This window comes from Oricola indica (assembly GCF_019966595.1).
Classification (GTDB): Bacteria; Pseudomonadota; Alphaproteobacteria; order Rhizobiales; family Rhizobiaceae; genus Oricola; species Oricola indica.
In genome coordinates, this window is record NZ_JAINFJ010000007.1 from 52,444 (window position 1) to 71,185 (window position 18,742).

Consider the following 18,742-nt stretch of genomic DNA (forward strand, 5'->3'; position numbering starts at 1 on the left):
CATGACCGTAGAGACGACACGTCTCTCCAACGGCATTACCGTTGCCACGCAAAGATTTGAACATGTGGAGAGCGTCGCTCTCGGGGTCTGGGTCAAGGCCGGCTCGCGAAACGAGTTCGAAGACGAACACGGAATAGCGCATCTTCTGGAACACATGGCCTTCAAGGGCACCCGCCGCCGCGATGCCCGCACCATTGCCGAAGAAATCGAGAATGTCGGCGGCGATATCAATGCAGGCACGAGTGTCGAAACGACATCCTATTTCGTGCGGGTGCTCAAGAACGACGTCCCGCTGGCCCTCGACCTTCTGGCCGACATCCTGCAAAACTCGAAATTCGACGAAGACGAACTGCAGCGCGAAAAACACGTGATCCTGCAGGAACTGGGCGCGGCCAACGACGTGCCGGACGACGCCGTCTTCGACCGCTTCACCGAAGCCGCCTTTCGCCACCAGCCGATCGGCCGCGCCATCCTCGGCACGCGCGATACGATCAAATCCTTCACCAGCGAGCAGATCCGCACCTATATCGACCGCGAATATTGCGGCGAACGCATGGTGATCGCGGCAGCCGGCGCCATCGATCACGACGAATTCGTCAAGCTGGTCGAGGCGGATTTCGGCTCGATCCAGGCCAAGCCCAAGGGAAAGGCCGTCTCGCTCGCCCATTATGTCGGGGGCGACTATCGCGAACACCGCCCGCTTCAGGACACCCAGTTCCTGCTCGGCTTCGAGGGGCGCGCCTATCATGTGCGTGATTTCTACGCCTCGCAGGTCCTCGCTATGCTGCTCGGCGGCGGCATGTCGTCGCGGCTGTTTCAGGAAGTGCGCGAGAAACGCGGTATCTGCTACTCGATCTACGCCTTCCATTGGGGGTTCTCGGACACCGGCATCTTCGGCATCCATGCCGCGACCGAGCCCGGCGATCTCGAGGAACTCGTCCATCTGATCCTCAAGGAATTGCGCCGTGCTGCGGCGGATATCGATACGCCCGAATTGAACCGCGCCCGCGCGCAGTTCCGGGCCAGCCTGCTGATGTCCGGCGAAAGCGCCCCCAGCCGGGCAGGCCAGATCGCCCGCCAGATCCTGCTTTTCGGCCGACCTATCCCGAACGAGGAACTGCTCGACAGGCTCGACAAACTGACGGTCGAACGACTGCGCGACCTCGCCGGCAGGCTGTTCACCAGCTCGACGCCGACGGTTTCCGCCATCGGCCCGGTCGATCAACTCATGGATATCGATACAATCCGCTCGGAACTCGCTTCAGGCGGCACGGAATCGCAGCGCGCGAATGCCCGGTTCGCCGTCGGCTGATCCGCCAGCAAGTCGCAAAACAACGGTGCCGGACATGATTGCCTTCCCTTTTCGTGGAGCGCGCCAGCAAATCATCACCGGCAAGAGTATCGTGCTGCGTCATCCCGAGATTTCCGATCACACGGAATGGGCGTCCCTGCGCGCGGACAGCCGCACCTTTCTGCAGCCATGGGAACCGACATGGCCGAATGACGATCTGGAACGCGCGGCGTTTCGCGGACGCATCCGGCGCTACAATCATGAAATCGCGGCGGGCACGGGTCTTCCCTTCTTCATTTGCGAAAAGGGAACCGGCGCGATCATGGGCGGAATAACGCTCGGCAACATCAGGCGCGGCGTTTCACAATGCGGTCATATTGGCTACTGGATCGGCGAACGCCACAGCGGCAGAGGCATCATGAGCGAAGCGGTCGGTTTACTTTGCGACCACGCGTTTCGCGCTTGCGGATTGCACCGCCTTGAAGCTGCCTGTATCCCGGACAATACGCGGTCGATCCGGATTCTCGAAAAAGCCGGATTCACGCGCGAGGGATACCTGCGGTCGTATCTGAAGATCAATGGCGCCTGGCGCGACCACGTGCTCTTTTCGCGGATCAATCCGCGGCACGAAAGGCTGAGTGCGCCTGTGGAAAAAGGTGAAACGGTTTGACGCGGACGGACGCGATAACGGGAGGGCGATACGGCCACGGCATTCTACGCCTCGGCGCGTTGCTCCTGCTTGCTTTCGCGACAGTCCTCGCGGCCTTCGGCGGGCGCGCCTTCGCCGTCGAACCGATTTCCATCGGACGAAACGCGGAGGCTCTGGATCTTTCGCGCGCCGTCACGATCTACCGGAACCGCGGTGAAACCTTCCGCATCTCCACCGCTCCCGGCATCGACGGCATCGTACGCACCATCGAAGTTCAGGCGACGCAGGAATCGACAGATGGCCACTGGGCCGTATTCGCGCTCGCCAACACCACGGAACAGCAGATCGACCGCCTGATCGTCGCGCCGCATTTCCGGCTCGTCGATTCGCATTTCTTCTGGCCGGACCTCGGCTCGAAACGCATTGTCGCTATCACGCCGAGCGAAGGCTTCGCGCTCGACAGGGTCGAAAGTTCCGACGCGGATATCTTCTCGATCACTCTCAATCCGGGCGCGGTGGTTACCTTCGTTGCCGAACTGGCATCGCCGAACCTCCCGCAGGTCTATCTGTGGGAAGCCGACCGCTACAAGGACATCATCAATTCCTACACGCTCTATCGCGGCATCGTGCTCGGCATTTCCGGCCTGCTGGCGCTGTTCCTGACGATCCTGTTCGTGGTGCGCGGGACGTCGATGTTTCCGGCCGCCGCGGCCCTCGCCTGGGCCGTTCTTGCCTATATCAGCATCGATTTCGGTTTCATCGACCGCTTCTTCGACGTACCGCCAGCAGATGTGCGAACATGGCGAGGGATGAGCGAGGTGTCGCTTGCCGCGACGCTGGCGCTGTTCATCTTCACCTATCTGAATCTCAATCGCTGGAACGATCACCTGAGTTACGGCGCCATCGCATGGGTGATGGCGCTCGCTGGCCTGTCGGCGCTGGTGTTCTACGACCCCGCGCTCGCGGCCGGTGTCGCCCGTTTCTCGATTGCGGGGACCGCGCTGTTCGGATCGGTCCTGATCGCTTATCTGAGCTGGCGCGGATTCGACCGGGCGATCATGCTTGTGCCCGCCTGGGCGTTGCTGATCGCATGGATTATCGCCGGATACATGACAGTGTCCGGCCAGGTCGATAACGACATCATCCAGCCGGCACTTGCGGGCGGCCTCGTACTGATCGTGCTGCTGATCGGCTTCACGATCATGCAGAACGCCTTCTCCGGCGGCGCCTTCCAGCAGAACCTCCTTTCCAATGTCGAGCGCCAGGCGCTTGCGGTGAAAGGCTCCGGCGGCATTGTCTGGGACTGGGACGTTGGACGCGACCGCCTGTCGACGACACCGGACCTCGGCGCTGTTCTCGGCCTCGGCGCCGGAAAGCTGCAGGGACCGCCCAAGAACTGGCTCTCCCATATCCACAGCGACGACCGTGACCGTTTCCGCGTGACGCTAGACGCAGTGCTCGAGAAGCGCCGCGGCAAGATCGACATAAATATCCGGCTTCGCGGATCGGACGGCTACTACAGCTGGTTCGCGGTACGCGCACGACCAGTTGTCGGCGCGGACGGACAGGTCATTCGCTGCATCGGTACGATTATCGATGTCAGCGACCAGAAGCGCGCTGAAGAGCGGCTGTTGCACGATGCCGTGCACGACAACCTTACCGGCCTTCCGAACCGCGAATTGTTCATGGACCGGCTGCGCAACGCGCTTGCGATCGCCAATGCCGACGATTCGATGAAGCCGACTGCGCTCATCATCGATATCGACCGCTTCCGGCAGGTCAATGAGTCGATCGGCATGGCAGCCGGCGATACCTTGCTGATCACCGTTGCCCGTCGGTTGCGCCGGCTGCTTCGCCCACACGACACGCTGGCGCGCATTTCCGGCAACCAGTTCGGCATCATCCTGCTTTCGGAAAACGAACCCGGACGCATTGCCGCGTTCGCGGACGCGGTCAAGAAGACCATCAAGGCCCCGATTTCCTTCGCCGAGCGCCAGATCATCCTGACGGTTTCCATCGGCCTCGCGACGTTCACGCAGGCCCGCTCGCAGGACGAAGACTTGTTCGGCGACGCCGAACTCGCGCTGTTCCAGGCGAAGCGTTTCGGCGGCGACCGCGTGGAGCCGTTCCGGCCGGCATTCCGGACCTCGGGCTCGGACAAGCTGCAACTGGAATCGGATCTCAGACGCGCCATCGAACGCGGCGAGATTTCGCTTGCCTATCAGCCGATCGTGCATTCCGGATCGCTCGATATCGCCGGCTTCGAAGCGCTGATGCGCTGGAACCACCCGCGCCGCGGCGAGATACAGCCTTCGGAATTCATCGCGATCGCCGAACGGTCCGACCTGATCGTTGAACTCGGCAACCATGCGCTGGAACTGGCCATGCGCCAGTTGATGGATTGGGATGTCCAGTTGCCGGATGCGAGGCTTTTCCTCTCCGTCAATGTGTCGAGCCAGCAGGTGATGACGCGCGATTTCGCCAACACGCTGTCGGGCATGCGCGCGCGGTTCTCGTCGCGCCGTCACAAGCTGCGGCTTGAAATCACCGAGACCGTGCTGATGCAGAATCCGGAGCACAACTCACGCGTCCTGCAGAAGATCAAGGAACTGGGCATCGGTCTCGCGATGGACGATTTCGGCACCGGCTATTCGTCACTGGCCTATCTGTCGCAATTCCCGTTCGACATCATCAAGATCGACCAGTCGCTCGTCCGCAACGACTGGTCGCAGCGCGATATTCTTCTTCAGTCGGTGATCGCGATGGCGACCAATCTCGGCCTTGCCACCGTTGCCGAAGGCGTGGAATTGCCGGAAGACGCCGACAAGCTGGAAGATATGGGATGTACCTACATCCAGGGTTTCGTGGCCGGGGCGCCGGTCAGTGCGGAGGAAGCCACGGAACTGGTCATGGAGCAAAATCCGGTCGTCTCCAATGACGACGCGGCCGAATAATCCAATACAGACCTGGTCGTTCAGGCGTGGCCGCAATCGGCGACGAAATGTGCCGGCTGGATGCCCGCCGCACGCAGCAGGCGGTCGTATTTGGTCTCGTGATCCTGGTCGAAGACCAGTCCGCTATCCGCGTCGAGCGTCAGCCAGCTATTGTCCAGCATCTCGTTTTCGAGCTGGCCGGGACCCCAGCCCGAATACCCCAGAGAGATCGCGCAGCGATTGGGGCCCTCCCCTTCGGCGATCATCCGCAGGACCTGTGTCGTCGACGTCAGGAACACCGATTCCGAAATCGGAATCGTCGAGTCGCCGCAATAGTCGGCGGAATGCAGGACGAAACCGCGATGCTCGTCCACCGGACCGCCATGCCCGACCGGCGCATGCGCCACGCTGGTCGGCATGTTCGGCAAGCTCGCCTCGGAGAATACATCCGTCTGCTCCACGAGATCGCAGAACGTCATCCCACGCGCCTTGTTGACGACAAAGCCCATCGCGCCCTCTTCGTTGTGGGCACAAACATAGATGATGGTCTGCGCGAAAAACGAAGACGCCATGCCCGGCATGGCAACGAGGAATTTTCCCTCGAATTGCCCCGAACCGCTGGCAACATGCTTATGCGTCAAGATTTCCATATGAGAAGCGTAACACCGAACATGGATTTCGCCAGTATTTTTTCTGTCCGCTCTTACATCCCACGAGATGACGGGAGTCACGAAGAGTTGACGCCGGTATCGAACGAAATTCATTTGCCATTCAAACGAGTTAGGGCCAACTGAACGACATGGCTTCTCACCTGCCAGTAAAATATGCCGCGATTTTCGCCGCTTTGTGCGCGTTCCTGCCACAGGCCGCGCATGCCGCTTCCTCGCAATGGGAAGCGACCGACGGCGCGCGCATCCGGATCGTCGCCGAGCCACCAATGCCGGGCGCGAATGAACTCCGGGCAATCCTGCAAATCGACCTCGAACCTGGCTGGAAAACCTACTGGCGCGAACCCGGTGCGGCCGGCATACCGCCGCAAGTGGCGATATCCGGGGACGGTGTCTCCGCGGTTCAGATCCATTTCCCCGCTCCGGAATGGACGGATGACGCTTACGGCTCCTGGGCTGGATACAAACACCCGGTGGCGCTGCCGCTGACCTTGGCTCTCGACGGAAACGATACGCCCGGCGCAATCGCCGCCGACGTCTTTCTCGGCATCTGCCGCGATGTCTGCGTCCCCGTTTCCGCGCATCTCGAATTCGATCCGCGAGACGCGCGCGGCAAGATGATTCAGGCTTTGCTGATCGACGCTGCGTTTTCTGCCCTTCCCGACGGCAACTCCGACAATCTTGCGATCGAAGGGGCGTCATGGACGGCCGACGGCGAGATCGAGATAAAGTTGCACCACAAGGCTTCCGGCGGAGAATCGCCGCAGCTATTCCTCTCGGCCGGGTCGGATCACCCGTTTTCCAAACCGGTTCAGGTTTCGTCCGATGCGGGCACGACCATTTTCCGCGCGCGACCGGCCTTCGATCCTTCAAAAGCCGGCGCATTCGAGATGATCGCCACTGCACGACACGGAATCGACGCCGTCGAGATCACGCTCCCGATCGACGCGTTCTAAATCGCGATTTCGGCGAACATCCTCTCCCAATTTTAGTGCATTCGCCCTATGTCAGGGCTGACCCGTTCAATCTGGAGATGCACATGCCTATCGAAGCCGGCGCGAAGATTCCCTCAGCCACTGTCACGAAGATCACGGTGGACGGACCGGAGGAGATCACGACGGACGATTTGTTTGGCGGCCGCAAGGTCGTCGTCTTCGGCGTGCCCGGAGCATTCACGCCGACCTGTTCGCTGAACCACCTGCCCGGTTTCATCGAAAACCGCGACACGATCCTCGCCAAGAGCGTTGACGAGATCGTGTGCGTCTCCGTCAACGACCACCACGTCATGAAGGCGTGGGCGGAGACGACGGGCGCGCTCGGCAAGATCACGTTCGTTGCCGACTGGGACGCGGCATTCTCCAAGGCGATCGGCATGGAGGTGGATATCTCCGCCGGCAAGCTCGGCCTGCGTTCGCTGCGCTATTCCATGATCGTCGATGATGGAACGGTGACTGCCGTCAATCTCGAGGAAAAGCGTGGCGAAGCGACCAATTCCGGCGCGGCAGCGATGCTGGAACAGCTTGCCTAGTTTCCGCTCGTAACCGGCGCGTAGGGATCGATCTCCGGCCAGGCGATCCAGAGATAGCTCTTCCCGGCGGTCGCATAGCTGTCGCCGGGAATTCGCCCGGCATCCTTGAGGCGTTTGAGCGTCTCCTGCACGACCCCGTCCCTCACGACATCCACGACGATGGCGTACCAGCCGTTCTGCGATTGCAGGACGGCGACACGGGGAAATTGTGCGGTGTATTGTTCGGCGACCTCGATCGAATCCGGCAGCGTCTGCCGGCTGGCGACTTGTATCCAGAACTCGTCCGCCTGAAGCGCGGTCACCGGTCGCTTCACGGGACCGCTGACGGGCGGTTGCTCGGCCCTTGCCGTGGCGACAATCAGTGACATTGCAATGGCAAGAATGCCTGCGACTGCGACCTTCATTTCCGTTGCACCCCCAATTCGTTCCGGGGCATCCAGTCTAGAAAGAAAACATCCGCACGGCAATTTCCCGGCATTATGGCGGTGTGAGACCCAAAATCGTTGCGGTTGCGTATCTAGATGGATGCATCCCATCGAAGCAGTTGAAATCTTATCTTGCTTGAAGAGTGGAGTTGAGTTTTTTGGTTAAATTCTGGTAAATGCTTGAAATGTAGTGATTCGCGTGAGGAGTAGCCCTTGGCAGAGTTGACATTTCTTTCCCAGCCGGGCGGCAATATTTGGGCTGCTGAAGCGCCAGATTGGACGAACTCAGAGCGTGAGGTTTTGAAAATTGGCATCACCGGGGAGGCTATTGAGGCACGCGCGTCTGCCAGGGGCCAGACTTGGCAGGTCGGGCAAATGTATGGCGTTGTTGGGACTGGGATGATTTTCACCCAGCATGTTTTTCGTGGACTTAAGCGAGATATGTTCGTTGGGGATGATCGCAAAGCGGATAGGTCAAAGTATGCTGTATCGTGGGCAGCCCCAAACGATGTGCGGTTTGCCGAAGACGCTCAAGGCGGATACTTGGAATACTACCCAGCTCCAGAGGGCTGCATATTCGTTGTTTACATCTCGATTAATCGAATGTTAGTGGAATTCCCGGACATCTTCGGATGGGCTGAGCATTGGACGTGGGTCGATGAAGACCCGGGAAAGTCTGGAGCCCCCGTTGAATGGGCCGACCGATATGAAGAACTCGTTTGGTCTAGGGACGCCTAGACCGGGCGAGTTTATGTGTTTGAAAAAGGAGGACTGTTGCGATGGAACAGAGAAGGGAAGTAAACCTTCCCAGTGGTATGAAGTTGGGAAAGTTCAGGCCGGTGGCCTACTACGACAAGCACATGGACTGCCTACGTGTATTCACGCGCGATTGCAGCGTCACGGAAAAGCGAGTCGATGGCTTCATCACGCTCCATAAGTGCAACCATCGCAGTGATTTTGACCCAGAATATGTAGGGTTTACTCTCAAGGGTATCCGTCACCTATTTGATACGGTTGGCCTTGATCTTGGTGGGGTCTACACCCTGACAGAGATAGTGGACCGGATTGTTAAATTTCGACCTGGATCGTCTGTCTCGACCGTCCTTGAACTCGTCTACAAAGACTACAAGGACGATGACATTCATGTAGAACTTGACGGTGAACTCGCCGCCTAACGGCTAGATTATACTACTTTCCCGTGCGCATCGGTTGCCTTGCGCACGGAGCTCCTGTTTGAATGCCGGTACGCCTTTGCCTACGCGCTTCTTTAGGTCACTCGTAGGCTTCAGGTTTCGTTTGATCCATGCCGGGCATGACGATACCATTTCCTTAGCGATTAGATGACTTCTAAGGGGCTTTTTCCAGAGCCCGAGCGTCGCTGGGTATCGCTCCGCCCTAATACCGCGACTTGCCCGCGTCAGCCTTTGAACGACTTCATGCCCTCGCGCGCCAGTTCGTCGGCGCGCTCGTTTTCCGGGTGGCCCGCATGACCCTTGACCCAGTTCCAGTTGATTTCGTGGCGGCGCGACAGCTCGTCGAGCTCCTGCCAAAGTTCCGCGTTCTTGACCGGCTTCTTGGCGGCCGTCTTCCAGCCATTGCGTTTCCAGCCATGGATCCAGCCGGAAATGCCGTCCTTCACATAGGATGAATCCGTATAGAGTTCGATCCGATGCGGCCCGCCGCGAAGCGCTTCCAGCGCCCGGATCGCCGCCAAAAGTTCCATGCGATTGTTGGTGGTCTCGGCCTCGCCGCCGTTCAGTTCCTTCTCGGTGCCGTTCCAGCGCAGGATCGCACCCCAGCCACCGGGCCCGGGATTTCCCGAACACGCGCCGTCAGTGAAAATCTCGATGGTCTTGGACGTTGCTTTCGCCATCAGCCGAGCCCGTATTCACTTGCGGACCGGACCTGCCCGTGGAAGCGCATTTTCATGAGATACTCGAGCGGATCCTTCTTGACGACAAGCGAGCCTTCCGGGGTCATCACCCAGTCATAGAGCCGCGTCAGCATGAAGCGCAGCGATGCGCCCGCGCAGAGCATCGGCAGGGCCGCCATCTCTTCCTCCGTCAAAGGACGAACCGCATTGTATGCGTTCAGGAACGCCTGGCTCTTGGTGATGTTGAACGCGTGATCGCGCTCGAAACACCAGGCGTTCAGGCAAACGGCGATATCGTAGGCGAACGCGTCATTGCAGGCGAAATAGAAGTCGATGAAGCCGGACAGGCTGTCGCCAAGGAAAAAGACATTGTCCGGGAACAGATCGGCGTGGACGACGCCTTGCGGCAGTTCGCGGGGCCATTCCGCTTCCAGCCGGTCGAGCAAGGCCTCGGTTTCCGGGATCAGCTTCGGATCGATCGCATCGGCATGCGCGCGCGATTTTTCCCAAAGCGGCCGCCAGTCCTCCAAGGTCAGTCCGTTCCGGCGCTTCAACGCGAAGTCCTCGCCGGCAAGGTGCATTTCCGCCAGCCCCCGCCCGACTTCGGCACAATGCATCGGTTGCGGCCGGCGCAGCCAGATACCTTCCAGAAATGTCACCATCGCGGCGGGCCGGCCGGCAAGTTCGCCCAGCATGGCGCCGTCGCGGCGATGAACCGGCAACGGGCAGGACACGCCGCGCTCGGCCAGATGCTGCATGAGACCGAGGAAAAACGGCAGGTCATCCCGGTTCACCCGCTTTTCGTAAAGCGTCAGGATAAACTGGCCCGACGTGGTGTGAACGAGGAAGTTGGAGTTCTCGACGCCTTCGGCGATGCCGCGATAGGACTGCAGGTCGCCCACATCGTATTCGGCCAGAAAGCTTCCGAGTTCGGCTTCGGTAATATCGGTATAGACAGCCATTCGTCAGTCGCCGCTTCCATTGAGAAAAGCCATGTCGGCGGTTTCGAGCGGCGTATCGCGCAGATCGCGCATGACGGGAAAATTCTCCGTCTCCTCGACCGTGAGCGCGATGTCGACCGTCACGTCGAACCGGTCGCGGAAGGCATCGATGATTTCCTCGACTACGATCTCCGGGGCCGAGGCGCCAGCCGATATTCCGATGGCGGAGACGCCATCCATGCGATCCCAGTCTATCTCTCCGGCGCGCTGGACAAGCGTTGCGTCTGCCGCGCCGTGCTTGCGCGCGACCTCGACGAGGCGGCGCGAATTGGAGGAGTTCGGCGCGCCGACGATCAGGAACATATCCGTGTCCGGCGCCGCTTTCTTCACCGCTTCCTGGCGATTGGTCGTGGCGTAGCAGATCGATTCTGAGGATGGCGCTGTCAGCTTCGGAAAGCGTCTTTCCAGCGCCGCGACGATATCGGCGGTGTCATCGACCGACAGTGTGGTCTGCGTGACAAAACCGAGGTTCTCCTCGTCGGGCACGGCGAGGCCTGCAACCTGTTCGACAGTCTCAACGAGCGTTACGGCTCCGGGCTCGAGTTGGCCCATTGTCCCCACGACCTCCGGGTGGCCCGCATGTCCGATCAGGAGAACATGACGCCCCAAGCGCTGGTGGCGCATCGCCTGCTTGTGAACCTTCGAGACCAGCGGACAGGTCGCGTCGAGATAGAACATGTGCCTGTTCTCGGCGTCGGCGGGCACGGATTTGGGTACGCCATGCGCCGAGAAGACCACCGGCCGTTCGTCGCGATGTTCGGCGGGAATGTCCGAAAGCTCCTGCACGAACACGGCGCCACGTTCACGCAGCCCGTCGACGACAAAACGGTTATGCACGATCTCGTGCCGGACATAGACCGGCGCGCCGTATTTCTTGAGCGCCAGAACGACGATCTGGATCGCCCGGTCGACGCCGGCACAAAAGCCACGCGGCTCGCAAAGGCGGATCGTCAGCGGTGGCTTTACGGGGGCGTTCATTCGGGTCATCCGGTTCGATGCCGATTTGGAAGCCAGGGCACAGCTTGTCAAGGCTGGCGCAGCCTGCGCCACAGGAAGACCCCCGACACGGCGAGCAGAGCCGCCGCCAGTCCGTACCACGTCACCACATATTGCAGGTGGTTGTTCGGGAGGTCGATATTCGTGATGCCGCCGATCGGCAGTTTCGACGGATCGGCTTGCGGCCCGGCATCGACGAAGAGCGGCACGATCGTTTCGCCGTCGAGCTCCGCTGCGGCCGTCATGGCCGCAAGATCCTTCCAGTAATACTCATTCTTCGCCGGATCGTTTTCCGGCACGAGGAAGCCCGGCTTGTCATCGAGCGGCAGGCGGGCAAGGCCGGTTATTGCCTGCTCGCCTTCCGGCCGGCTATCCGGACGCGTGGCGGGGTCCTTGCGGTCATAGGGCACGAAGCCACGATTGACGAAAAGGATCTCTCCGTTGTCCAGTCTGAGGGGTTGATAGACGTTCCAGCCGGAGGCGCCCTTCCACGTCGAAAGCACGTGCTGCTCGGTATCCGGCAGGAACGTTCCGCCAAGAGAGACCGGCAGGTACTCGATATCCTCTCCCGAGCGCATCATGGTCAGCGCCTCAGACAGTGGCACGGCCTCCGCGTGGATGCGTTGATCGATTGTCGCGAGCAGCCCTTCTTTCCAAGCCAGCCTGCGAACCTGCCAGTTTCCGAGGGAAACCAGGATGGCAAGCGAAACCAGTGTCGATACAACAAGAACCCAAGGAAAGCGGTTCGCCTTCTCGGCCCCGGTGTTTCCGGAGGTCAAATTCTTCTCCTCAAAAACGAAGGGGCGATCCTGACGACCGCCCCCTCCGCAATTTGTATCCGTCCCGGATCGTCAATGCGCGATCGGTGCGCCCCACGATCCCCAGACATAGATCACGAGGAACAGGAACAGCCAGACGACGTCAACGAAATGCCAGTACCAGGCGGCGGCCTCGAAGCCGAAATGCTGCTTGGGCGTGAAATCACCGGCCAGCGCCCGGAAAAAGCAGACCAGAAGGAAGATCGTTCCGACCAGCACGTGGAAGCCATGGAAGCCCGTCGCCATGAAGAAGGTCGCGCCATAAAGCGAGCCCGTGAACGAATAGGGCGCATGAATATATTCGTAGGCCTGCACGCTGGAGAACAGGATGCCGAGCACGATCGTCAGCGCCAATCCCCATTTCAGGCCGCTGCGGTCGTCGTGCAAGAGTGCATGGTGCGCCCAGGTGACCGTGGTGCCGGAAAGAAGCAGGATAACCGTGTTGTAGAGCGGCAGGTGCAGCGGATCGAGCACTTCCAGGCCAGCCGGCGGCCATGTTCCGCCGGTGTATTCGAGGCGCATGACCTGAATTGCCTCGTCATAGAACAGGCTGGCGTCGAAGACGGCCCAGAACCAGGCAACGAAGAACATGACCTCCGAGGCGATGAACATGATCATGCCATAGCGCAGGTGAAGCGAGACCACCTTGGTATGATGCCCCTGATGGGCTTCCTTGATCGTGTCGCCCCACCAGCCGAACATCGTGTAGAGCACGATCAGAAGGCCGATGAAGAACACCCAGGGATTGTCCAGCGGAATACCGAGCAGGCCGAACTCATTGCCCTGCAGGGACTGCATCCAGCCGATACCGCCAATCGCCATCACCAAAGCGCCGATCGAGCCGAAGAGCGGCCAGGGACTCGGATCAATGATGTGATAATCGTGATGTTTGGTGTGTGCGTCGGCCATGTGGCTATCCCCGGTTACTGTATTGTTCGCGTGACGTCCGCGCCGATGTTTGATTGCGCGACAGGCTTCGGTTCGTCAACTGGAAAGAAGGTGTAGGAAAGCGTCAGCGTATCGATGTCCTTCAGTTCCTCGGATTTCAAGATGTCCGGGTCGATGAAGAACACGATGGGCATGTCGGCGGTTTCGCCTGGAACAAGCGTCTGCTCCGTGAAGCAGAAACACTCGATCTTGTTGAAGTAGGCGCCCGCCGACTGCGGAGTCACGTTGAATGTTGCCGTGCCCGTTATTGTCTGGGCCGAATTGTTGTGCGCCGTGTAGCCAACCTGCATGGTTTCGCCGATCTTCAATTCGACCTGGCGTTGGTTTGGCTTGAAATCCCAGTTCACGCCTGCGGTATTTGCGTCGAAACGAACCTTGATCGTTTGGTCGAGGACCTGGATCCCCGCCGTCTGCGCGCGCTGCGTCGTGCCGCCATAGCCGGTCACCTGGCAGAAAAGGCGATAGAGCGGCACCGAAGCGTAAGCCATGCCGACCATGCCGACGGCAATGCCGAGACCGATCGCGGCGATCAGACCGTTGCGGCGGCTACTCTTCGATTGTGCGGTTGCCTGGGTCATCAATGCCTCACAGAGAACGGTCGAAGAGCGAGGCGCCCATCTTGGCCCATGAGCCGACATAGATGATAACGACGAAAGCCGCGAGGACGAGGCCGAGAGCGACAGAGCGGCGGCGCTGCGCCTTCTTCTGCGCATCGGTCATCTCGACCGTATCCTGCTTGTTTTCGGCCATCGCGATCACCCCGCCAGCACTTTCATGACAAGCGCTTCGCCCAGTAATACCGAGAACAGGGAAGCAAGGTAGACGAGCGAGAAGCCGAACAGCTTCTTGGCCGGAACCATAGTGGCATCGCCATCGGGCATGCGCCAGACAGCAATGGCATGGCGAAGGAAATTGAGCCCGAGCAGGATGGAAACAGCTCCGTAGACAGGCCCCGCCAGACCGAGCGGCCAAGGCGATACGGCGACTACGGCCAACACCAGCGAATAGGCGACGATCTGAAGCTTGGTATGGCGCTCGCCCGCGACGTTCGGCAGCATCGGCACCTTGGCCATGTCGTAGTCGCGCAGCTTGAATAGCGCCAGCGCCCAGAAATGCGGCGGCGTCCACAGAAAGATGATCAGGAACAGGACGACGCTTTCCAGGCTAATTCCGCCAGTCACAGCCGCCCAACCGATCATGGGAGGAAACGCGCCGGCCGCGCCGCCAATAACGATGTTCTGCGGCGTGGAACGCTTCAGCCACATCGTATAGATGACGGCGTAAAAGAAGATCGTAAAGGCGAGCAGTCCGCCGGCAACCCAGTTGGTCAGCGTGCCAAGCGTCAGCACCGAAAAGACAGACAGGACCAGGCCGAACGCCAGCGCCTCGCCACCGGCGATCCGGCCGGCGGGAATCGGACGCTTCTTCGTGCGCGTCATGACGGCGTCGATATCGGCGTCGTACCACATGTTCAACGCGCCCGATGCGCCGCCGCCCACGGCGATCGCCAGGATGGCGATCAATGCGATCAACGGATTGATCGAGCCGGGTGCGAGCATCATGCCGACAAAGGCCGTGAACACGACCAGCGACATCACGCGCGGCTTGAGCAGCGCGAAGTAGTCTCCGGGCATCGCCTCGGAGATGCGCGCCTCGTTGCTCTGGATGTTTTCGACTAACGCCATTCTGTCCAGTCCGGTCCCGTCGGGCTTTTCACCCTACTTGTCGGCCACAGGAGACCTTTTTGTGCAGTTGCCCGGAGCAATGCGCCGGGCAACCAGTTTCTCGTTTCTTGCCGCCGGTCTTACTTGATGCGCGGCAGCTGCTCCCACTGGTGGTACGGGGGCGGCGAGGAAAGCTGCCATTCCAGCGTCGTCGCACCCTCGCCCCACGGATTGTCACCCGCCTCGCGCTTCTTGGCGAAGGCTTCCCAAACACCATAGAGGAAGATCAGGACACCGATCGCCGACAGGTAAGACCCGTAGGAGGAAATCTGGTTCCAGCCCGCAAACGCATCCGGATAGTCGATGTAGCGGCGCGGCATGCCGGCCAGACCGAGGAAGTGCTGCGGGAAGAAGATCAGGTTCACGCCGATGAAGGTCACCCAGAAATGGGTCCGCGCGATGAACGGCGAGTACATGTAGCCGAACATCTTCGGGAACCAGTAGTACCAGGCCGCGAAGATCGCGAAGACCGCACCCAGCGACAGCACGTAGTGGAAGTGCGCCACGACATAGTAGGTGTCATGCAGAGCGCGGTCGAGACCGGCATTGGCGAGCTGAACGCCCGTCACGCCGCCGACGGTGAACAGGAAGATGAAGCCGATCGCCCACAGCATCGGGGTCCTCATCTCGATCGATCCGCCCCACATGGTGGCGATCCACGAGAAGATCTTCACCCCGGTCGGCACCGCGATGACCATCGTCGCGAACACGAAGTAGCGCTGCGTGTCGAGCGACAGTCCGGTCGTGTACATGTGGTGTGCCCACACGATGAAGCCGACCACGCCGATGGCGACCATGGCGTAGGCCATGCCGAGATAGCCGAAGACCGGCTTTTTCGAGAAGGTCGAAACGATGTGGCTGATGATGCCGAAGCCCGGCAGGATCAGGATGTAGACTTCCGGGTGACCGAAGAACCAGAACAGGTGCTGGAACAGGATCGGGTCACCGCCGCCTTCGGGCGCGAAGAAGGCCGTGCCGAAATTGCGGTCGGTCAGCAGCATGGTGATGCCACCCGCCAGAACCGGCAGCGACAGCAGCAGCAGGAAGGCCGTGATCAGCACCGACCATGCAAACAGCGGCATCTTGTGCAGGGTCATGCCCGGCGCGCGCATGTTGAAGATGGTGGTGATGAAGTTGATCGCGCCAAGGATCGAGGACGCGCCGGCAATATGCAGCGACAGGATCGCGAAATCCATCGCCGGTCCCGGCTGGCCGGATGTCGACAACGGCGGATAGATCGTCCAGCCGCCGCCCACACCATGCGCGCCAGGAGCGGACGGCATGAAGATGGAAATCAGCAGCAGGATGAAGGCCGGCGGCAGCAGCCAGAAGGAGATGTTGTTCATGCGCGGGAACGCCATGTCCGGCGCGCCGATCATGATCGGCACCATCCAGTTGGCGAAACCGCCGATCAGCGCCGGCATGACCATGAAGAAGATCATGATGAGGCCGTGGCCGGTCGTGAACACGTTATACATGTGCTTGCCGGCATCCAGGGCGCTGTCGCCTTCGACCCCGTAGACCATCGAAGCCAGCCCGTGGAATATCTGAATGCCCGGCTCGGCAAGCTCCCACCGCATCATGACGGACAGGAAGCCACCGATGACGCCGGCCGTGATCGCGAAGATCAGGTACAGCGTTCCGATATCCTTGTGGTTGGTCGAAAACATCCAGCGACGCACGAAACCCTGGGGCTTGTGGTCGGCATGGGCGTCATGGGCGATTGATCCAGCCATGTCTTGCATGCTCCTCGAAAAATACTCCGGCCAGCCGCTTATTCAGCGGAAGCCAGTTGGCGCTGCGCGTCGATGGCAGCCATCAAATCTCTGTTCGCGGCACCGACGTCGTCGCGTGCGGCGGCGAGCCAGCCATCATACTGCTCGCGCGAAACGGCACGTACGGCGATCGGCATGAATGCGTGATCCTTGCCGCAAAGCTCCGAGCACTGACCGTAATAAATGCCCTCTTCCTCGACACGGAACCACGTCTCGTTGAGGCGACCCGGCACGGCGTCCATCTTCACGCCGAAGGCAGGCATCGCCCAGGAATGGAGCACATCACCGGCTGTGACCAGCAGGCGCACGGTCGTGTCCACCGGCACGACGATCTCGTTGTCGACTGCGAGAAGGCGCGGATAGACCGCCTTGTCTTCCTTGCCATAATCGGCGCGATCTTCTTCGCGCAGCAGAAGCGCATCGAAGGAGACATCCTCGCCCTCATCGCCCTGATATTCGTAGCCCCAGTACCACTGGTACCCGGTCGCCTTGATGGTGAGTTCGGGTTCACCTTCGGGCGTGTATTGCGCGGTGAGCAACTGGAAGGACGGCACCGCGAAGAACAGAAGGATCAGCACCGGACCGACAGTCCAGATGATCTCGATCATCGTGTTGTGGCTGGTACGCGACGGCGTCGGATTGCTGCGTTTGTTATAACGCATGATGACGTAAACCAGCAGCGCCAGAACCAACAGCACGATCGGAATGAGGAACCACAGCGTGTATTCCTCGAACCAGCGAATCTCGTGCATGATGCCGGTCGCTGCCGGCTGCAAGTCCGTCTGCCACGGGGTCGGTTGAGCGGCGAAGGCAGCGCCCGACGACAACGCGGTCGCGATGGAAACGATGCCTGCAAGCCAGGCCGGTTTATTCAGCACGTTGTTAACTCCCAATCATCGCGCGGCCGTTGCCTCGGCTGCGCCGGACGGAAAAGAGCCCGTCTTTGACCTGTATCAATCACAGACCGCTTTTACGCGCAACTGAAACACAAGTCGAAACCGTGCGTCATTTTGCGCGTCGAAGGGCCGCAACACGGGGGCTTATTGGCGATATTGACCTGTTTGCCAAGTCGTCACCGCGACAAAAAAACGCGCATGCCATGATTTCGACCAGAAAGCATGTGTGAAGCTCTCCCAAGGGTCGGGATATGAGAATGTGAGGGTTCGAATTCCCGCTCCCGGGGCTCGTTCCCTTTCACTGCGGCCTGCGATAAAAGAGCGGACCGAATCGACCAGCCGAGGTGATTTTCGCCGAATCAGGTGAAACACAGCCTTGCCGATAGACGATCGACACCGGACGGGAAACTCTGATGGCCGCCGACATGACTGATAAAACGATGCAGCACACAAACGACCGATTTCAGCGCGGACAAAAAACCGGCCACGGAAAACTGCGCGTGATCGCGGCCGGCTTTGCGCTGATGCTCGGGGCCGCCGGCTATCTTGCCCATGACCACCTGACACAACCGGCCGATAGCCAAACGGCCTCGACCAATCGGGGCATGGACGCCGGTTATATGCGGACGGCCCGGGAAGTCGCGTCGGTCGGTCCGATCGATCTCGGCACGGGCGCGCCGCTGCAGACCCGCAAGCCGGATCCGGAACCCGTAGATGGTGTGAAAGTCGCGCAGGTCGGCGCGGGAGGTTCGATCCAGCCCTCCAACGTGCGCGCCACGCATGGCGCATGGTCAATCGTCTGCGACCTGCCGCCAGGTGCAACCAACGAGCAATGCGTGCTCATGCAGAATGTCGTGGCTGCCGACCGCGAGGAATTCGGCTTGTCCGTGGTGGTCCTGAAGACTGCCGACAAGAAGGCCCGGATCCTGCGCGTTCTCGCTCCGCTCGGCGTTCTGCTGCCGAACGGGCTTGGCCTCAATATCGACGGCAATGACATCGGCCGCGCATATTTCGTTCGCTGCTTCACCGATGGCTGCTATGCCGAAGTGATCCTCGAAGACACGCTGATCAAGGCATTGTCGGAAGGCAATAGCGCCACATTCTACGTCTTCCAGACACCCGAGGAAGGCATCGGCATCCCCGTCGATCTCACCGGCTTTACCGACGGATACCGGGCGCTGCCCTGATCCCGGGCGACAACGGTTGTCCCCTCGCCT

At 60.3% G+C, this 18,742-nt stretch carries 20 protein-coding genes; 8 read left to right on the forward strand and 12 right to left on the reverse strand.

The features are described 5' to 3' along the window. The first annotated feature begins 1 nt into the window (after position 1). The 3 genes from LC343_RS17130 to LC343_RS17140 are packed head-to-tail and all read left to right on the forward strand — an operon-like array spanning position 2 to position 4,894. Complete coding sequence (locus LC343_RS17130) at positions 2–1,312, forward strand: M16 family metallopeptidase (protein ID WP_223478388.1); 1,311 nt, start codon at positions 2–4, stop codon at positions 1,310–1,312. Between the two features lie 34 nt (positions 1,313–1,346). After that, positions 1,347–1,961, forward strand: a complete 615-nt coding sequence (locus LC343_RS17135) for a GNAT family N-acetyltransferase (protein WP_223478389.1) — start codon at positions 1,347–1,349, stop codon at positions 1,959–1,961. Positions 1,962–1,975: 14 nt separating this feature from the next. After that, positions 1,976–4,894, forward strand: a complete 2,919-nt coding sequence (locus LC343_RS17140; protein ID WP_428982597.1) for a putative bifunctional diguanylate cyclase/phosphodiesterase — start codon at positions 1,976–1,978, stop codon at positions 4,892–4,894. 20 nt (positions 4,895–4,914) lie between these two features. On the opposite strand, the gene LC343_RS17145 is transcribed toward LC343_RS17140, so the two are convergent. After that, positions 4,915–5,514, reverse strand: coding sequence for a YqgE/AlgH family protein (locus tag LC343_RS17145; protein ID WP_223478390.1), 600 nt, complete (start codon positions 5,512–5,514; stop codon positions 4,915–4,917). Positions 5,515–5,672: 158 nt separating this feature from the next. Between LC343_RS17145 and LC343_RS17150 the strand changes: the two genes are divergently transcribed. Together LC343_RS17150 and LC343_RS17155 are read left to right on the forward strand one after the other, a co-directional pair. Then, on the forward strand, positions 5,673–6,497 hold the full coding sequence (locus tag LC343_RS17150; RefSeq protein WP_223478391.1) for a protein-disulfide reductase DsbD domain-containing protein: 825 nt from the start codon (positions 5,673–5,675) through the stop codon (positions 6,495–6,497). An 83-nt stretch (positions 6,498–6,580) separates the two neighbouring features. Next, complete coding sequence (locus tag LC343_RS17155; RefSeq protein ID WP_223478392.1) at positions 6,581–7,069, forward strand: peroxiredoxin; 489 nt, start codon at positions 6,581–6,583, stop codon at positions 7,067–7,069. Here LC343_RS17155 and LC343_RS17160 read toward each other — a convergent pair. Continuing rightward, complete coding sequence (locus LC343_RS17160) at positions 7,066–7,473, reverse strand: hypothetical protein (RefSeq protein WP_223478393.1); 408 nt, start codon at positions 7,471–7,473, stop codon at positions 7,066–7,068. The two genes, LC343_RS17155 and LC343_RS17160, sit on opposite strands and share 4 nt — an antisense overlap. 234 nt (positions 7,474–7,707) lie before the next feature. Between LC343_RS17160 and LC343_RS17165 the strand changes: the two genes are divergently transcribed. Continuing rightward, positions 7,708–8,232 carry a hypothetical protein gene (locus LC343_RS17165; RefSeq protein WP_223478394.1) on the forward strand — a complete coding sequence of 175 codons (525 nt, stop codon included), beginning with the start codon at positions 7,708–7,710 and terminating at the stop codon, positions 8,230–8,232. A 41-nt stretch (positions 8,233–8,273) separates the two neighbouring features. After that, complete coding sequence (locus tag LC343_RS17170) at positions 8,274–8,669, forward strand: hypothetical protein (protein ID WP_223478395.1); 396 nt, start codon at positions 8,274–8,276, stop codon at positions 8,667–8,669. 242 nt (positions 8,670–8,911) lie between these two features. On the opposite strand, the gene rnhA is transcribed toward LC343_RS17170, so the two are convergent. The 10 genes from rnhA to coxB all read right to left on the reverse strand — a co-directional run bounded on the left by rnhA (position 8,912) and on the right by coxB (position 17,504). Next, a complete protein-coding gene (gene rnhA / locus LC343_RS17175) occupies positions 8,912–9,367 on the reverse strand; it encodes a ribonuclease HI (RefSeq protein WP_223478396.1) in 456 nt (151 codons plus the stop codon). Beyond that, positions 9,367–10,329 carry a homoserine kinase gene (locus tag LC343_RS17180; RefSeq protein ID WP_223478397.1) on the reverse strand — a complete coding sequence of 321 codons (963 nt, stop codon included), beginning with the start codon at positions 10,327–10,329 and terminating at the stop codon, positions 9,367–9,369. The genes rnhA and LC343_RS17180 overlap by 1 nt, the downstream gene beginning before the upstream one ends. A gap of 3 nt (positions 10,330–10,332) precedes the next feature. Beyond that, positions 10,333–11,346 carry a 4-hydroxy-3-methylbut-2-enyl diphosphate reductase gene (ispH, locus tag LC343_RS17185; protein ID WP_223478398.1) on the reverse strand — a complete coding sequence of 338 codons (1,014 nt, stop codon included), beginning with the start codon at positions 11,344–11,346 and terminating at the stop codon, positions 10,333–10,335. A gap of 47 nt (positions 11,347–11,393) precedes the next feature. Further along, on the reverse strand, positions 11,394–12,143 hold the full coding sequence (locus tag LC343_RS17190; RefSeq protein WP_223478399.1) for an SURF1 family protein: 750 nt from the start codon (positions 12,141–12,143) through the stop codon (positions 11,394–11,396). A 72-nt stretch (positions 12,144–12,215) separates the two neighbouring features. Next, complete coding sequence (locus LC343_RS17195; protein ID WP_223478400.1) at positions 12,216–13,091, reverse strand: cytochrome c oxidase subunit 3; 876 nt, start codon at positions 13,089–13,091, stop codon at positions 12,216–12,218. A gap of 14 nt (positions 13,092–13,105) precedes the next feature. Continuing rightward, positions 13,106–13,708: a cytochrome c oxidase assembly protein gene (locus tag LC343_RS17200; RefSeq protein WP_223478401.1), complete on the reverse strand. Its 603-nt coding sequence runs from the start codon at positions 13,706–13,708 to the stop codon at positions 13,106–13,108. Positions 13,709–13,715: 7 nt separating this feature from the next. Continuing rightward, positions 13,716–13,880 carry a hypothetical protein gene (locus tag LC343_RS17205; protein ID WP_223478402.1) on the reverse strand — a complete coding sequence of 55 codons (165 nt, stop codon included), beginning with the start codon at positions 13,878–13,880 and terminating at the stop codon, positions 13,716–13,718. Positions 13,881–13,885: 5 nt separating this feature from the next. Next, on the reverse strand, positions 13,886–14,815 hold the full coding sequence (locus tag LC343_RS17210; RefSeq protein WP_223478403.1) for a heme o synthase: 930 nt from the start codon (positions 14,813–14,815) through the stop codon (positions 13,886–13,888). 119 nt (positions 14,816–14,934) lie between these two features. Then, entirely contained in the window at positions 14,935–16,590 is a 1,656-nt protein-coding gene (gene ctaD, locus LC343_RS17215; RefSeq protein WP_223478404.1) for a cytochrome c oxidase subunit I, read from the reverse strand. A gap of 38 nt (positions 16,591–16,628) precedes the next feature. Beyond that, the gene (coxB, locus tag LC343_RS17220) at positions 16,629–17,504 is read right to left on the reverse strand and encodes a cytochrome c oxidase subunit II (protein WP_223478542.1); all 876 of its coding nucleotides are present in this window, start codon (positions 17,502–17,504) and stop codon (positions 16,629–16,631) included. 641 nt (positions 17,505–18,145) lie between these two features. Here coxB and LC343_RS17225 point away from each other — a divergent pair. Further along, the gene (locus tag LC343_RS17225; protein WP_428982598.1) at positions 18,146–18,712 is read left to right on the forward strand and encodes an invasion associated locus B family protein; all 567 of its coding nucleotides are present in this window, start codon (positions 18,146–18,148) and stop codon (positions 18,710–18,712) included. The last annotated feature ends 30 nt before the right edge of the window (positions 18,713–18,742 follow it).

Bases quoted from the DNA above. Each gene is read 5' to 3' on its own strand.
- LC343_RS17130 (WP_223478388.1), top strand. From the start codon at position 2: ATGACCGTAGAGACGACACGTCTCTCCAACGGCATTACCGTTGCCACG.
- LC343_RS17135 (WP_223478389.1), top strand. From the start codon at position 1,347: ATGATTGCCTTCCCTTTTCGTGGAGCGCGCCAGCAAATCATCACCGGC.
- LC343_RS17150 (WP_223478391.1), top strand. From the start codon at position 5,673: ATGGCTTCTCACCTGCCAGTAAAATATGCCGCGATTTTCGCCGCTTTG.
- LC343_RS17155 (WP_223478392.1), top strand. From the start codon at position 6,581: ATGCCTATCGAAGCCGGCGCGAAGATTCCCTCAGCCACTGTCACGAAG.
- LC343_RS17160 (WP_223478393.1), bottom strand. From the start codon at position 7,473: ATGAAGGTCGCAGTCGCAGGCATTCTTGCCATTGCAATGTCACTGATT.
- LC343_RS17170 (WP_223478395.1), top strand. From the start codon at position 8,274: ATGGAACAGAGAAGGGAAGTAAACCTTCCCAGTGGTATGAAGTTGGGA.
- rnhA (WP_223478396.1), bottom strand. From the start codon at position 9,367: ATGGCGAAAGCAACGTCCAAGACCATCGAGATTTTCACTGACGGCGCG.
- LC343_RS17180 (WP_223478397.1), bottom strand. From the start codon at position 10,329: ATGGCTGTCTATACCGATATTACCGAAGCCGAACTCGGAAGCTTTCTG.
- ispH (WP_223478398.1), bottom strand. From the start codon at position 11,346: ATGAACGCCCCCGTAAAGCCACCGCTGACGATCCGCCTTTGCGAGCCG.
- LC343_RS17195 (WP_223478400.1), bottom strand. From the start codon at position 13,091: ATGGCCGACGCACACACCAAACATCACGATTATCACATCATTGATCCG.
- LC343_RS17200 (WP_223478401.1), bottom strand. From the start codon at position 13,708: ATGACCCAGGCAACCGCACAATCGAAGAGTAGCCGCCGCAACGGTCTG.
- LC343_RS17205 (WP_223478402.1), bottom strand. From the start codon at position 13,880: ATGGCCGAAAACAAGCAGGATACGGTCGAGATGACCGATGCGCAGAAG.
- LC343_RS17210 (WP_223478403.1), bottom strand. From the start codon at position 14,815: ATGGCGTTAGTCGAAAACATCCAGAGCAACGAGGCGCGCATCTCCGAG.
- ctaD (WP_223478404.1), bottom strand. From the start codon at position 16,590: ATGGCTGGATCAATCGCCCATGACGCCCATGCCGACCACAAGCCCCAG.
- LC343_RS17225 (WP_428982598.1), top strand. From the start codon at position 18,146: ATGCGGACGGCCCGGGAAGTCGCGTCGGTCGGTCCGATCGATCTCGGC.